The organism is Calothrix sp. NIES-3974 (assembly GCF_002368395.1).
Classification (GTDB): Bacteria; Cyanobacteriota; Cyanobacteriia; order Cyanobacteriales; family Nostocaceae; genus NIES-3974.
This window is the reverse complement of sequence record NZ_AP018254.1, coordinates 699,089-714,639: the sequence shown is the minus strand read 5'-3', so window position 1 is coordinate 714,639 and position 15,551 is coordinate 699,089. Positions and strand designations below refer to the sequence as shown.

The 15,551-nt window shown below is 41.6% G+C and carries 15 protein-coding genes; 5 read left to right on the top strand and 10 right to left on the bottom strand.

The annotated features are described in order from the left end of the window. Positions 1-81: 81 nt before the first annotated feature. Entirely contained in the window at positions 82-1,023 is a 942-nt protein-coding gene (locus tag CDC37_RS02700; RefSeq protein ID WP_096620370.1) for an ABC transporter substrate-binding protein, read from the top strand. Between the two features lie 587 nt (positions 1,024-1,610). On the opposite strand, the gene CDC37_RS02695 is transcribed toward CDC37_RS02700, so the two are convergent. Both CDC37_RS02695 and CDC37_RS02690 read right to left on the bottom strand, forming a co-directional pair. Continuing rightward, complete coding sequence (locus CDC37_RS02695; RefSeq protein ID WP_096620369.1) at positions 1,611-1,874, bottom strand: ParE family toxin-like protein; 264 nt, start codon at positions 1,872-1,874, stop codon at positions 1,611-1,613. Continuing rightward, a complete protein-coding gene (locus CDC37_RS02690) occupies positions 1,852-2,073 on the bottom strand; it encodes a hypothetical protein (protein WP_096620368.1) in 222 nt (73 codons plus the stop codon). Before CDC37_RS02690 ends, CDC37_RS02695 begins: the two co-directional genes overlap by 23 nt. Before the next feature lie 50 nt (positions 2,074-2,123). Between CDC37_RS02690 and CDC37_RS25390 the strand changes: the two genes are divergently transcribed. Beyond that, positions 2,124-2,258, top strand: coding sequence for a hypothetical protein (locus tag CDC37_RS25390; protein WP_255408884.1), 135 nt, complete (start codon positions 2,124-2,126; stop codon positions 2,256-2,258). Between the two features lie 4 nt (positions 2,259-2,262). On the opposite strand, the gene CDC37_RS02685 is transcribed toward CDC37_RS25390, so the two are convergent. Then, complete coding sequence (locus CDC37_RS02685; protein WP_096620367.1) at positions 2,263-2,862, bottom strand: hypothetical protein; 600 nt, start codon at positions 2,860-2,862, stop codon at positions 2,263-2,265. A gap of 358 nt (positions 2,863-3,220) precedes the next feature. On the opposite strand from CDC37_RS02685, the gene bioD reads away from it, so the two are divergent. Together bioD and CDC37_RS02675 are read left to right on the top strand one after the other, a co-directional pair. Then, positions 3,221-3,931, top strand: coding sequence for a dethiobiotin synthase (gene bioD, locus CDC37_RS02680; RefSeq protein ID WP_096620366.1), 711 nt, complete (start codon positions 3,221-3,223; stop codon positions 3,929-3,931). Between the two features lie 288 nt (positions 3,932-4,219). Continuing rightward, a complete protein-coding gene (locus CDC37_RS02675) occupies positions 4,220-5,011 on the top strand; it encodes a DUF6816 family protein (RefSeq protein WP_096620365.1) in 792 nt (263 codons plus the stop codon). A gap of 90 nt (positions 5,012-5,101) precedes the next feature. On the opposite strand, the gene CDC37_RS02670 is transcribed toward CDC37_RS02675, so the two are convergent. Continuing rightward, positions 5,102-6,112 carry a 2-hydroxyacid dehydrogenase gene (locus CDC37_RS02670; protein WP_096620364.1) on the bottom strand — a complete coding sequence of 337 codons (1,011 nt, stop codon included), beginning with the start codon at positions 6,110-6,112 and terminating at the stop codon, positions 5,102-5,104. Between the two features lie 376 nt (positions 6,113-6,488). On the opposite strand from CDC37_RS02670, the gene CDC37_RS02665 reads away from it, so the two are divergent. Beyond that, positions 6,489-7,295, top strand: a complete 807-nt coding sequence (locus CDC37_RS02665) for a hypothetical protein (RefSeq protein WP_096620363.1) — start codon at positions 6,489-6,491, stop codon at positions 7,293-7,295. Here CDC37_RS02665 and CDC37_RS02660 read toward each other — a convergent pair. The 6 genes from CDC37_RS02660 to CDC37_RS02640 form a co-directional block, all read right to left on the bottom strand. After that, the gene (locus tag CDC37_RS02660) at positions 7,278-8,372 is read right to left on the bottom strand and encodes a M48 family peptidase (protein ID WP_231943199.1); all 1,095 of its coding nucleotides are present in this window, start codon (positions 8,370-8,372) and stop codon (positions 7,278-7,280) included. The two genes, CDC37_RS02665 and CDC37_RS02660, sit on opposite strands and share 18 nt — an antisense overlap. A 965-nt stretch (positions 8,373-9,337) precedes the next feature. After that, the gene (locus CDC37_RS02655) at positions 9,338-10,213 is read right to left on the bottom strand and encodes an SWIM zinc finger family protein (protein ID WP_096620362.1); all 876 of its coding nucleotides are present in this window, start codon (positions 10,211-10,213) and stop codon (positions 9,338-9,340) included. Further along, positions 10,185-10,334, bottom strand: a complete 150-nt coding sequence (locus tag CDC37_RS24665) for a hypothetical protein (RefSeq protein WP_172892748.1) — start codon at positions 10,332-10,334, stop codon at positions 10,185-10,187. The genes CDC37_RS02655 and CDC37_RS24665 overlap by 29 nt, the downstream gene beginning before the upstream one ends. 17 nt (positions 10,335-10,351) lie before the next feature. Further along, positions 10,352-11,689 (bottom strand): ferredoxin reductase family protein, encoded by a 1,338-nt coding sequence (locus CDC37_RS02650; RefSeq protein ID WP_172892747.1) that lies wholly within the window; start codon positions 11,687-11,689, stop codon positions 10,352-10,354. Positions 11,690-11,883: 194 nt separating this feature from the next. Next, positions 11,884-12,786 carry an SMP-30/gluconolactonase/LRE family protein gene (locus CDC37_RS02645; protein WP_096620361.1) on the bottom strand — a complete coding sequence of 301 codons (903 nt, stop codon included), beginning with the start codon at positions 12,784-12,786 and terminating at the stop codon, positions 11,884-11,886. 55 nt (positions 12,787-12,841) lie between these two features. After that, the gene (locus CDC37_RS02640; protein ID WP_096620360.1) at positions 12,842-15,481 is read right to left on the bottom strand and encodes an MGH1-like glycoside hydrolase domain-containing protein; all 2,640 of its coding nucleotides are present in this window, start codon (positions 15,479-15,481) and stop codon (positions 12,842-12,844) included. Positions 15,482-15,551: the final 70 nt, after the last annotated feature.

Genomic DNA, 15,551 nt, shown 5'->3' with positions numbered 1-15,551 from the left:
GTTAATAAATCGGGTTTTTCACAAGATTATCTTGTTTAAACCCGACTTATATAACTAGTAAACCCTACTCCATTACTAATCATGAAATATTCCACTTTACTATCATCCGGACTGGGAATAATTTTAAGTCTGACTTTAATAGGTTGTACAACCTCAAATGTATCCCCAGTTCCAGAAACACCCAAAGCGGTAGATAATAAGATAAATACAAATTCCCCACAACCCCAGGAATCAGCAAAGAGAATTATTGCGTTAACTTCCTTGAGTGCGGATATTATTTATCAACTAGATAAATCTAAATTAGTGGGGATAACAGGAAGCAGATTACTGAATCAAAACCCGAATTTCCAAGATATTCCCCGTGTCAGTCAAGAAAGAACACCGCCAAATTTAGAAAAGATTTTAGCCCTCAAACCCGATTTAGTCATTGGTGCGGAAGGTTTTTCTAATCAAGTTACAGATAGACTCAAAGAACTAGGAATTAAAACCCTACTCACCAAAGTCAATAGTTGGGAATCATTGGAAGCACTAACCAAAAATCTCGCTCAATTAACAGGTACAGACCCCCAACCCTTACTAAACCGTTACCAAGGCTTTTTAAAAACCAATTCTACATGTACCACTGAGAATTGCAAAGTACCTACCCTAGTCATAGTCAGTCGTCAACCGATTTTATCACCCAATAAATCAAGTTGGGCTGGAAACCTTTTGGAAAGATTTCCCATCAAAAATATAGCTGCTGATCTGCAAGGTAAAAGTCCTGTGAGTGGTTATGTCACCCTGTCTCCAGAAAAAATTTTAGCAGCAAATCCAGAAGTTTTGATTATTGTTAGTAATCCGCAAGCTGGTTCACCTCAAGAGGTATTAGATGGGTTTAAAAAAGAACCTTTTTGGAATAAATTAAAAGCTGCTCAAAATAATCGAATTTATATGTTTGATTACTATGGATTAGTCAACGCCGGAAGTATTGACTCAATCGAAAAGGCAACTACAGAATTACGAAAAGTTTTATCTGTTAACTAAATATGAAATATTTACCCCTAAATCTTTTACCTGAACAGCAAATACATAAATATCCATAATTATGGTAAATAATTACTCTCAGTATTTATGTTTAATTTGTAGTCTGTTGAAATGGATTTAAGCTGTTAAAAAGACATTTTGAACAACACATCATACCCTAATACCAATTTGAGATGAAGCTGCATATAATTTTTTTGCGTGTCGTTGTGTAGCTTGCTTTTTGCTCTTGCAGTGCGGAAACAACTGGAACTCGGCAATCTCAGCAACTTGTTATCATTGAAGATTAGGAGATTGGTTCGTCATTCCTCCCCGCTTCGGACAACCTGTGATGTGCAACTTCATCTTAAAACAGTACGATAGCGATCGCGTTTTCCTTTCTGCTATATTTCCAACTTTTACCCCTTCAGGCGATCGCAATTAATTTTGCAGATGGATTTTTGGCAGTGGGATCACCAAAGTAATATTTACAGGACTTACGCAAGGACAACGTAAGCACCGTCATTACACTTCTTCGCGTAGTGGATCGACCGTAGGGTCACAAAGTAGCAATTCCAAACACCTGATTTCTCACAACGAGTGCATAAGTCCTAATTGTAGGATAACAACCCATCATACTCCTTATGAGTACCGATCCAAAACCAGTAATAATCATCTCCCTTCTTTAGAGCTAAAGCTCGATATCCATTAGTCACACGCGCAGACCAAAGATTTTTGCCAGCTTTCTTAAAATGCAAAGATGGGTGGGATTGATTTTCTTGCCACAGTTGATATACTTTTTTTGCCTGTTCTTTTATATCTTTTGGTAGTTGAGCATAGGTTTCCCAAAAATCAGGAGTCGATAAGGATTTCATCTATATCTCGCACCCGGTTTGCTGCAATATCTGCTTCGGCTTTGGTAATTAATCGATCTAATTTTCCCGATACCAAATCATCTTCGATTTGTTTATCCCACATCTGTTCCAAATATTCTGCCAACCATGCAGCTAATTGACGAGCATCGTTTTCGGGTAGCTGTTTGATTGCGGCTTCAATTTCTGGCAAAGTACCCATTTTGAGGCTTCTCCCTAGATTTTACTGACATTTTACCGTGGGTTGTGGCAATGGGCAAAACCTGGTCTGCAAGCACCGCGTTTTCCTTTCTGCCATATTTCCAACTTTTACCCCTTCAGGCGATCGCACTTAATTGTGTCGATGGATTTTTAGCAGTGCGATCGCAAAACAACGACGAAAATTGAGTGATTAACCACTACACATCCAAACCAGTTTACCTAAAAGGTCTGATACAGGTTCTAAGGAATAATCTTTCAAATCTACAGTGATTTGTTTTTGTTCCAGTTTCAGAAATCTCCATAACAAGCCATTAGTAACACAACCGTAAATCGGTAATGATTCTTCTCCCGCTTGCTGATTAAATTGTTGTGCTGCAACCATTTCTGCCATACATTGTCCCATACCACTGTTAATATCAGCTTTTTTCGCTTCTACTAACACGACAACCGGAAACTCAACTTCTAATTGTTCCGGTGATCGACTAATTATAAAATCACATACTCCCGATAGTCCAACTTCAGGGTTAACTGTAAATTCCTGTCCTGAAAATAAACTAATTTGTCGTTTGAGATACTTTCTGACTTCAACCAAAATTGGGCTAATTAGTAGTTCAGATTTTGCTTTTTCACTTGGTAATGCAACTGCTAGTGGAAGATTTTCTGATAACACCTCCAACAATGTGGAAGTTGGTGCAACAGGGGAGATTTCCGGGAAAAATGAGACACCTTCAATTGTTTGAATACCGAAGGTCTGCTTAACTTTACCAACCGTGAAATCGCTGTATGCCATGAGATTCACTTGTGACCCAAATAATATCTTACCAGTCTTACCTGAATTCTAGAGGGTGGGATTAAACCTACCTTTTTGAGGGTTCAAGGAGTGGGGTAAAATTCTGTGCAACTTCACAAAACAAATAATTGGGATGAGCAATATATAAGTTTACCAAGTGCGATAGAATTTGATCAGCTGTTGCCCATTTAAGCTGTATATTCAATACTTTTCATAGATGGCTGTACCCGACACGAAGGCTTTGCCTATAACCGTTAACTGTCAACAGCAGATCAAGTAGTTATGTGATTTATGCGAGTTTTAGCTGATTAATCCCAGAAATCTGAATATATAGCATGTCTCCTGTCTCCTAGCCTATATGCAAAACACACTATTTATCACTGGAACCGATACTGATGCAGGTAAAACCGTTGTCACCTGCGCTTTAGCAGCTTATTGGCAAATCTATCGTCCAGATACCCGCTTGGCGATTATGAAACCCCTTCAATCAGGAACAGGCGATCGCGAAATTTACCAAAGTTTATTTTCCCTGGATTTATCTGCGCAACAAATTACACCTCAATATTTCGCAGCACCCCTAGCTCCTCCCATTGCCGCAGTTCTGGAAAACCGCCAAATCGATTTAAGGGTGGTCTGGAAGGAGTTACAAAATTTACAAGCAACGCGGGATTTTCTGTTGGTGGAAGCTCTGGGGGGGTTAGGTTCCCCGGTCACCGATGAATTAACGGTGGCTGATATTGCTGGAGAATGGCGTTTACCAACGATTTTGGTCGTTCCTGTGCGATTAGGTGCAATTTCCCAAGCAGTAGCGAATGTGGCTTTAGCTCGACAAACTAAGGTCAATTTACTGGGGATTATTTTGAATTGTACTCAGCCTCGGACTGAGGAGGAAATTCATAATTTGACTCCTGTGGGGATGATACAAAGGTTGACAAACGTACCGGTGTATGGGTGTGTTCCCTATTTGGAGAATACTCAAGATTTATCTCAGTTGGCGTTAGTAGCTTCAGAATTAGAATTGGAGCGGATATTCCCATCTCTCAAAATTCCTGCGAAAGCACATAATTAGTAGGTAGGTACAATTAAACATCAAACCACAATGTAACCAATTATTCGGCGTAGAGACGACCCGACAGGTCGTCTCTACTCCCTGATCTGAACGACAATTTTTACCACCCACCTATTTAATGCTATAGTTTTAACGCGGACGCATTTCCCTTTTGGTTTGTTGACGGTTGACGGGTGACTGTTGGTCTATAAACATTAACCATCTAAACAAAAAGCTTAATTACTGACTGTGCAAAATCTAGTAGCGTGGGTATGGTTTATATCTGTTTTTGTCTGGATAATTGGATTAATGGGATGGCCATACCCTATTTATGCAAGTTCGCTGTTCCCGACCATAGAAGTAAATACACCTGCTTTAGTCAGGGATGGTTTACAACAACGCTTGCAAGAATTTCCTAATTGGCAAAACTTACCAAAAACTTCCATAGCCAAGGGTGATTTATTCTACCCTGACTGGTTTGCTGGAGAATGGGAAGTAAAAACGACTTTAGTAGATTTAGCTGCTCCCTTCGCTCCAGAAATCGTCACCCCTGGTTTTGCAGCTAATCAACAAGCATTACAGCAACCAGTAACTTTTGTTGCGCGATTTGTCCCGGAAAATACAATCCGCACTGGGACTATTTTCTCACCTGCTTCCACAAAATTGGTTGCAGATCGAGTTTTTAACGGGTTGAATTTAGCGGAAGCAACTTTAACTGGTACAGGAAAAACTAACAAAAGTCCGATATTAACTATTAAAATCGATCCGCAGAATCCCAATCGTCAGATAGCCTTACTACGACAGGAAGGGCAAATAGTATATACAATTACTGGACGTAGAGTGGAAACACCGAGGGAAAACCAATTTTTGACGACGGAAATTTTTCAGCAAGAATTTCGAGGTCTGCCCCAAATTTATTTTAACGTGGTTGAAAATACCACCGCCTATACCAGACAATCAGGTACAAATCCTTCCATTATTGCAGACCAGGTGACAGCTATATATTTATCACCTCAAGACCCAAAGTATTTCCTGACCCGCGATCGCCCTGTAGCCCTTTATCGTTATTATATGGAATTTAACCCGATTAAATCCCGATAAAAAATTGTAGAGACGTAATATATTACGTCTCTACGTCGTATTCCAAAAATAATTGATTTTTCGGTGTGGTTTATATTATTTATATTCCACCTAACCAACGACTTGACGTTCTGGTTCTACCAAGTTAGGACATTTTTTCCCTGTTTCAATATCGGTAATATTAGCGACTGTAGTATCGGCAATATTCCGTAAAGCTTCCTCAGTAAAAAAGGCTTGATGGGCTGTAATTAAAACGTTGGGAAAGGTGACTAAACGTTCAAAAATATCATCCTGAATTATGACATCGGAAAGGTCTTCAAAAAATAAATTGGATTCTTTTTCGTATACATCCAATCCTAGATAGCCTATTTTACCAGATTTCAACCCTTTAATGACTGCATGGGCATCAATTAAAGCCCCACGACTAGTATTTACGAGCATAACACCAGATTTCATCTGATTAATGGCTTCGGTGCTAATTAAATGGTGGGTAGCTGGAGTGAGGGGACAATGGAGGGAAATTATATCGGAGCGGGAGTAAATTTCCCCTAATTCGACGTATTCAACCCCTAAAGCAGTACATTCCGGATTGTGGTAAACATCGTATGCTAATATCCGACACCCGAAACTTTTGAGGATTTGCGCTACCAATACACCGATTTTTCCTGTACCAATAATACCAACGGTACGGCCATGTAAATCAAATCCCATTAATCCATCTAGGGAAAAATTTCCTTCCCGAACACGATTATAGGCACGATGATATTTACGATTTAAGGCTAGAATCATACCGATAGTATGTTCGGCAACTGCGTAGGGAGAATAGGCTGGTACTCGAACTACTTTTATCCCCAATTGAGCAGCTGCATTAATATCTACATTATTAAACCCAGCACAGCGCAACGCGATTAATCGGGTTCCCCGTGCAGCTAAATATTCCAAAGTTGGGGAATCAGCTTGATCATTCACAAAAATGCAAACTCCCGGATAACCAGCAGCGAGAACAGCTGTATCACGATTGAGGTGGGGTTTAAAAAAGGCGAATTCGTGATGATGATTACGATTTGCTGCTTCGAGAAATTGGTGATCGTAGAGTTTGGTGCTAAAGACTGCGACTTTCATAAGCTTAGTTAGTTGATGGGTCGTTCGGTCTCGCGTTGATTTTAAACCAGATGGGAAAAAATAAAAATGGGATTTTTAGCTTTGGTGGACGAGGAGACGGAAGAAACTTGTTAACGCTTAACAGTCTAAATAATCCAAAATCCGTCTGGGAAAGTTTGGTGGAAGAATAAATTTCCCCTGAAGTTTACCGGAAAGCGCAAAGTCTGCGGGGGATAATCCCTCCGTATAACTTTGTCAGAAGAAAATCTTCTTGGTAACTTATGTTCCCGAACTTTCCGCAAAATCTAAAATCGAAAATGCGGGAAATACGCAGATAATTTACATGAATTTGAGGGAATTCTAAAAATAAGGCATTTTTAGTTCTCAATAACTACACATGAATACCACTGCAAAACCGTTTGATTTCTCAATTGAAAATGCATGGGTACGGGAACCTGCAAATAGTCGAATTGCGGCAAATGATGCTGAGACTGACGCGGGGACACTGTTGGAATTAGCTGGACATGGGGACTTTTATGTACGACGTAGCGTCGCTAATAATCCCAATACCCCAGGGAAAGCACTGACATCATTGGATAATGACATGGAAGAACAGGTTAGATTTTATCTCGCTGCGAATCCCCGTACTCCCATTGAAACTTTGCAAAAGTTGGCCTGTGATATTTCCTGTGATGTGCGATCGCAGGTTGCGGGAAACTGTCATACTCCGGTAGAACTTCTGGAAAAGTTAGCAATGGATTCCGCTCCAGAGACTTTACGACAACTTGCGGAAAATAGGAATACACCTACCCATATTTTAGAAAAAATTAGCCAACGGCTATTAGAATTGGCACGAAATTCCCCCATATCCAGTGACGAAGCGGTGGTATTGCGCAGTTTAGCCAGGAATCCCCACATTTGTGAAGCAACTTTGGAGCAAATTTGTCAGATTAATCATACCGACAATCATTATTGGGTGTTGGCTTTAGGGGTTGTGAAAAATCCTAATATCAGCGTAGATTTACTTACAAAACTAGCCAATCATCCGGAAATTGATGTTCGAGTTGCAGTTGCACAGCATACAAAAACACCCGTGGAAGTATTAGAGCAACTGGAGTCTGACCGAGAGTATCCTGTCCGTCAAGCTGTCAAACAACGCTTTAGTTCCCTAAATACCGATCAACATTTAAGCATTCACCGTTGACTGTTGACTGTCCATGTTGACCACAGCAACCTGTTGTAACCAAATTTCTGCTTCGCGATATTGTTTAAATTTAAGCTCATCACGACGGAATTCTGGTGTATGAATCATCCGTCTCCCATTAACTAACTTAGTTCCGTGGAGTTTGTGTAACAGTTCATGGTATAGAACAAACTCCACCACATATTGGGGGACTGTATGATGGTCTAAAGCTAAACTCATGACAATGCGATCGCGTGCTGGTTCATAGTGACCTAGTTTACGATAGGTAGGGACAGAACTCCATATTAAACGGGGTTTTTTCAGGGTTGCAGCGAAATATTCCCGATTGATTTTTGTAAATAGGTAATCTAAATCATAGTGTTCTCCCTGGGGATTTTCGGCATTCACTTCAGTAATCTGGTCTAATTCACGCAAAACCTGGCAATATTCCTCAGAATAAGCAAAATCACAGATAATTTTGGTGGTTCTTTTCTCTCTTTGAACTAGGGAATTATAAACTAGCGCCATTAAAATATCATCGCTAGCATTAATAAAACCCTCACTTACCGTTAAAATTGCCGTATCGCGGGTATGTTTGACACGGTATAAACCAGATATATTTGTGACTTCTGCGACTATTTTTTGCCAATGGGGACGGTAGGATATACCATCAATATCACTGGAAAATGAGCTAAAAATATGACTAATCCCAGAGTTTTTCCGGAAGTCACTACGGGAATGCAATAAACTATTTGCTATTTGTTGAATGCGATAGGTAGTGTAATGGTGGATTTCCACTTTACCTGGATGGGTTAAAAACTTCATCCATGCGTAAATCTGTCGTGAGGGGTTTGTCAAATTTGCAGGAGTTGTATTCGTATCAGCACAAATTTTTTCAATTACATTCACAGTCTGATCCAGTTTACTGCTGAGGGAATATAGCTGGAGAGGGGTCAAACTGGGATAGGTTGTAGCGAAAAAAGACATTTCTTGTAAAATTGCTCGCTGTCGAACCTTAATATTGCGTAAACTAACCGTTGTCGGTTCACTTGGTTTGACTTCCCGTACAGAAGTTAATGCTTGAACTCTTTTACCCACTGTTATTTGCGCTATTTAAATACTTTATCTTGACAATAAGTCGAAATCAGGATTGCCGTAAAACCGGATATTATCCCCTTCCAAGATGAAAATTAGAGTTTCGTGGGATTGTGACCACATTATTCCGCAATCTTGATTGAATACAACACTTTTTCATCGGGATTGAGTCTAAATCTAGTTTGTATATATGATTGTATGATACTCCTACGGAGTTGCTTTTTTCGAGAAGCCGCGTTAAGCGTGTCTACACGATAAGTAAAGCTGAATGCAATCATGTACAATCCTGCCTACCAAACCCTATTTAGACATCATAAAATATTTAGCGCTGGTTTTATATAGAAGTCCTACTGGAATATTTGCAAAACCTTCTTAGCTTGAAAATAGGGTGAGTAGTCTGTGACGGGAGTAGGGAGTTGGAATAGGTTATTTACATGGTTTGGTTTTGTCCACACAACATGGGAGACTAGCTTGAAAATCGGGATATACTCCTTCAAAGTCGCTACGCGATCGCTTTTGGGACTCCCATCTGTATTGCGATCGCATAAACACAGTCTACACGGTTTCTCCTCGAAAAATTGTCCGTGAATTCTACCGAATACTTTAAAGGTCTAATATCCTTTACGCTAATGCTTGCTACATATCAGGGGCTGTAACCTTTGATTATTCTAGTTTCATTTATTGCAAAGTACAAGAGAATCGATATAAATTACAGCTAGTCGCACTGCTAGTCTGTCGGAGAGAAAGGCTTAATAATTGCACTTTTCCTGGATTTTGAGCGAGTAAGTTGTAAGCTTTGAGTAACGGATTGATTATCCTTCTATACCCTACGGGTACGCGCAGCCTTGTGGTAGACTAGACGCTACGGGTCTACACTACTCCCTAATCCCTATTCACCGTGAGTTTTAGGGTTTTGTGAGAAATAGGGGTTTAGTGCGTATAGCTCTCTTTGCACAACTACGAACGAATTAATCATTACCAATATTCATTGCGGATAAAAATGCTTTTTGACTGACATCTTTATAGATATTTTCTAAATATCTCATCACTACATCACTGGTACTAAGACTGGCTATTTTTTCCTCATCTCTTGCTAGGGGAATAGTTCCCAGAAAATCAAGAATTGTCTCACCAGTAGATGGGGATATCACCACTAATGAGGGTTCTAGGGGTTCGTTGTATTCCCAATATTTATGCAAATCAATGGTAATTTTCGGGTGTTGTTTGACTTCAATATTTGGGGTTTTATCGGTGCTATTATCTACAATAGTACCTGTTTCTACGTCACTGGGAACAGTTTCTGGATGTAATTGCTGATAACGCAGTTTGCGCAGGTCTTGAATGATTTTCTCCTTATCCCGTCCCCGTAATTGAAACAACACAAAAGGGTCTTCACTAAACCGATCACCTAATTGATAGTAAACTGCGGCGATATGTTTACAAGGATTCGCTTTATCAGGACAGGTACAACGACTGTGGACATCTCCTAAAGTAAAGGGAAATAGGGATAAACCATTTTGGGTAAATACTTCTTCGATATTTTGGGGCATTTCCCCCGCTAACAGTTTAGCTGCATAGATGGATTTTTGCAGCATGGTTTTAATCACAAAATCCCATTGTTCACTATCAAATTGATCCAGGGAAAGGGAAACTCGGTAAGGTTCGGGTTCACTACCTTGAACCTTTGCTAATACTTTAGCTCCTTGAAATTCGATACTGAGAACATTTCCTTCCCGTGCATAAATACGTCCCCGTTCGAGTCTTTTTTTGAAACGGTAGGAATCAAGTAATTCTAACCAGCGTTGGGACCACCATTCACGGTTGGTTTGAGGTGTGTAGGACATGGGTTTTGGACTCTACTGGTGTGTCGAGGGTGCGGTTTTGTATCCAAGCAAATATGGCCGCTCCACCAACAAGAACTAAGGTGGTAGCAGCAACTAGTTGTAACATTATACTGTAACGCATTTTTTCTCCTTTCCATCTCAAGCTAAGTTAAAGTGTTCCATGTGGACATTGGTGACGGGGACATCTAATTCAAATAAAGCTCGTTCCACTGCGTCCATCATCGCTGGTGCTGCACAGATAAAGTATTGACGACTACCTCGGTGGATAGGAATATGACGCTGTAACAGGTCTTTGTCTACATAACCTGTTTCTCCTCCCCAATTTTCGTCGGCTTTGCGCAGTACATAAACAATTGTTAAATCCAGTTGACTTTTTAAAGCCTCCAATGATTTCCGGTAGGTAATATCTTCCCAGGAGGGAGCAGCATAGATTAAAAGAAAAGGTCGGTCATCCTTGCGTTCGCTAGCGGTGAGGAGAATACTGTATATAGGGGTGATACCGACTCCACCAGCAATGAGGACAAATCCAGCACTATCCCAATAACGTTCCGTAGTAAAAACACCGTAGGGACCATCCAGGTAAGCTTTAGTTCCCGGTTTCACATCTTTAATACGTTTGGTAAAATCCCCCAGAGCTTTAATCCCAAACTGAATTTGATCAGCGCGATCGCCACTAGATGACATGGAAAAGGGATGTTCGCGCATACTTAAGGGAGTGATATTGAGGGTCAACCAGGAAAATTGACCGGGGTGGAAGGTAAAACCATCATGACCTAAAGGACGTAATGTCAGTGTCCACACATCACCCCGTTCAGGGGTGACAGCTTCTACGATGTAGGGACGTTTAGTCATTAACCAGGGTTTGACAAGACGCACATAGATAATTAACCACAGTGCGATCGCCATCATCACTGACCAAAGTAAAATTTTCCAGAACAAACTTAGATAATTACCAACGCCAACTGCATGGCCAAAGCCTAATCCGACGGCAACCACTGCTAAAATAGAGTGAATCGCTCGCCAAGGTTCGTAGGGTATTTTTAGCTGTTTGCGCCAAATTGTGGTGACAACCATGACCAAAAAGGCAATGGTTCCCACTACCGCCATTCTCGCTCGCCAAGGTGCTTCTGGAAAGTTTAATAATTGTAGAGTTTCTGGTTGAACAATAAATAAGATTACCGGATGTACCACCACCATCACAAAGGCGACAATAAAAGTATAGCGGTGGAATTGGATGAGAATATCGATACCGTAGGAGGATTCAATGCGGTTGACTCGAGCAGCGAGGACAAATTGTAACGCCATCATCGCTAATCCAATGAATCCCAGAGCAACGGAAAATTCAATCCAGAACCCCCGTCCAGTAGGAGCAGGATGGAATAGGAGGACTAGTAAGGGGAATAAAATGATAAATAGGTAGGCGATAATCCACATCACCGCGACAGCAATGGGACTGTGCATTAATAATCTTCGCATGATTCGATTTTAGATTTGGGATTTTGGATTTTGGGTGATACCAATTCTGTAAAATTAGGCATCAGATGGAATCTACAAAAAAATCATTTTCATATATAGATTTTTGAGTTAAGCAATACCAGAAACCATTTCAAATTACGTAGCTTGCTTCCCGCGTAGCGGGTATTACGTAGGCGCAGCCTTGCCGTAGGCTATTACAAATTACATTCCCTACTTTCTGTTTTCCCAAATGCGGAAATCATCATTCCTGGGATAGTTGTAGAAACATGAAATACATCCCCTGCATAAAATCCCCGTTGAATTTCTGTTTGCGAAAGACCGACAGATGCGGAGGTAATATACAAATCTGTTAAATTTGCTCCACCAAAACAGGGAGATGTAGGACGTTGGACTGGTAATTGCAAGCGCTGGATTTCTTTTCCTGTAGGGTCAAAACAAGCGATCGCCCAACCATCCCACAAAGCTGACCAAAGATTTCCCTGTTGGTCTATGGCTAATCCGTCGGGTTCAACTGGTTCATCAGCTAAATCAATCAAAACCCGTCGGTGGGAAATTTCCCCTGTTTCCCCATCAAAATCGTAGGCGTAAATTTGCTTTTCGGCAGAATCGGTTAAATAAAATACCTTACCGTCGGGACTCCAACCTAAACCATTGGAAATTGTCAATCCGGTTTCCATTACCTGGAGGGAACCATCGGGGTCATAACGGTACAGGGATGCAGCAGCAGGTTCCTCACTGACGGAACCAATCCAAAACCGTCCTTGAGGGTCACATTTACCATCATTCAGACGGGTACTAACATGGTCAAATTGCACCTGACATTTGGTGGCGATCGCACCTGTTTGCGTATTGAAGATAGCCAAGCGATCGCGTAATCCTAAAAGTAATTGGTTTTCGTCGCTAATTGCTACCGCACTCACCATATCCCCAACATCAAAGCAACGATTATTACCCGTGTTTGGTTCTAGTTGGTGAAGGCGATGATTATATATATCTACCCAATACAGGCATTTTTGGCGGTCGTCCCAAACTGGACATTCACCGAGACGAGCGCGGGCATGGTGAATATTTTTTACAGGTGATGTGGTTAAATTCATGGTGCCCCCTATTGGTTTGTCAAATTATTTTGGTAAGACGCGATATATCGCGTCTCTACATCTTGACCAAATTACCGATTAACGTCGCAACTAGGGCAGACCAACCGGTTTGATGGTTTGCTCCTAAACCGGAGCCGTTGTCGCCGTGGAAATATTCGTAAAATAGGATGAGGTCACGCCAATGGGGGTCGGTTTGGAATTGGTGACGATGACCGTGGACGGGACGATATCCCTCTGAATTACGAAGGAAAATATTGGTTAGACGTTGGGATATATCCGTGGCAACTTCGGCAAGGGTGTAATATATACCGGAACCAGTGGGGTATTCTACGGTAAAGTCTTCGCCTAAGAAACTGTAAAACTTTTGCAACGACTCGATTAATAAATAATTCACTGGAAACCACACCGGACCACGCCAGTTAGAATTACCACCAAACATGCCGTTGGTGGATTCTGCGGGTTCATAACCGACTTGGTAGGTTTGTCCACCGACACCGAAAGTATAGGGATGTTCTGCATGGTAACGGGAAAGCGATCGCACACCATAGTCACTCAAAAATTCGGTTTCGTCTAGCATCCGTTGCAGGATTTTCCTTAAGCGTTCGGGACTGGCGATCGCTAACATGTGACAACCTGTGGCATTTTCGGCTACAAGGGAGGCGATATTTTCCTGAAGTTGGGGACGGTTAGCGACGAACCAGTCGAAGCGTCGTTTGAAGTCGGGGAATTTGGCAAAGATGGATGCAGGTAATATGGTGGTGGCAAACAGGGGGATTAATCCCACCATTGACCGAACTTTGAGGTGGTGACGTTCGTTGTTAGCGGTATGGAGGACATCGTAGAAGAATTGGTCGGTGTCATCCCATAGGTGAATATCCTCACCTCCCATGTGATTCATGGCATCCGCAATATAGAGAAAATGCTCGAAAAATTTGCTGGCGATGTCTTCATAAACGGGATTGGTTTCGGCTAGTTCTAGGGCAATATCTAACATATTCAAGCAGTACATTCCCATCCAACTTGTACCGTCTGATTGCTCTAGATATCCCCCAGTCGGCATTTGGGAACTGCGATCGAAAATTCCAATATTATCTAATCCCAGGAATCCCCCTTCAAAGAGGTTATTACCGTTTTCGTCCTTGCGGTTCACCCACCAGGTAAAGTTTAAAAGTAGCTTTTGAAACACCCTTTCTAAAAACTCCCGGTCTGCACGACCGTAGATTTCCTTCTCAATTTGATAAACTCGCAGGGTTCCCCAAGCATGGACTGGTGGATTCACATCACTAAAATGCCATTCATAGGCTGGCATTTGTCCGTTAGGATGGAGATACCATTCCCGCGTTAAGCGACTCAGTTGACGTTTGGCAAAATCCGGGTCAATCAAGGCAAAGGGAATCATATGAAAAGCTAAATCCCAAGCTGCATACCAGGGAAATTCCCATTTATCCGGCATGGACAAGATATCATCATTAAATAGGTGCAGCCATTCCCGATTCCGCAGGTAGTGACGATGGGGTCGAGGTTGGTTGTCATCCCCCTTTAACCAGTCCTCCACCACATAATGGTAATATTGCTTTGTCCACAATAATCCGGCAAAAGCTTGTCTTTGCACCCTTTGGGTATCTGGATCACAGGAATGACCTAAAATCCGTTGATAAAACTCGTCTGCTTCCCGTTGTCGCTGATGAAAGGTATTGATAAACCCCTCCCCAAAGGGTTGTTGACAGGTTTGGGGTGACTGATTTGTCAAACGCAAGTGAAATATCTGTTCCTCCCCTGGTGCAAATTCCCGGAAATAGTAAGCAGCGACCTTAGTACCTTCCCGCTTCAGATTTACCGCTTCCTTACGTCCCTCCACAATATAATCATTAATACCATCCTTCACATAGGGACTGGAATTCTCAACCCCAAACAAACGTTGCAGATTGGTTTCGTTTTCCGTAAACAGTAAATCATCCGCAGCATGGCTATAGAACCAGTATTCCCCCAAAGTCGGGTGGGATGCATAGACAACCTGCTCATTTCCCGAAACTTGTTTTAATAGGGGTTTTTCCGCATTTTTAAACCATGACCAGGTATTACGAAACCATAGAGTTGGTAACAAATGCAAAGACTTAGAAGTATCAGAACGATTAATGACCCGAACTTGAATTAATATATCCTCCGGGGAGGATTTAGCATACTCTACAAACACATCAAAATACTCATCCCCATCAAAAATACCCGTATCCATCAACTCATATTCCGGGTCATGGAAACCCCGTTCCCGATTTACCCGTACCAACTCTTCGTAGGGAAAAGCCCTTTGGGGATACTTATAGAGATACTGCATATATGCATGGGAAGGCAGATTATCCAAATAAAAATAATATTCCTTCACATCTTCCCCATGATTACCCTCCGGACCCGACAAACCGAAAATTCGCTCCTTCAAAATCGGGTCTTGACCATTCCACAACGCGATCACAAAACACAAACGTTGGTGATTATCAGAAATCCCACCGATACCATCCTCACCCCAACGATAAGCACGCGATCGCGCTTGGTCATGGGGAAAATAATCCCACGCTGACCCATCACTGCTATAATCTTCTCGTACCGTACCCCATTGACGCTCACTCAAATAGGGACCCCAGCGTCGCCAATAAGCTACACGGGAACGGTCTTGTTCTAATCTTGTTTCTTCGACAGTCATTGGATTTTAGATTTTAGATTTTGGATGGCGTTGCGAATACAAATATGAATTGAAAATTTTACGTCGTGTT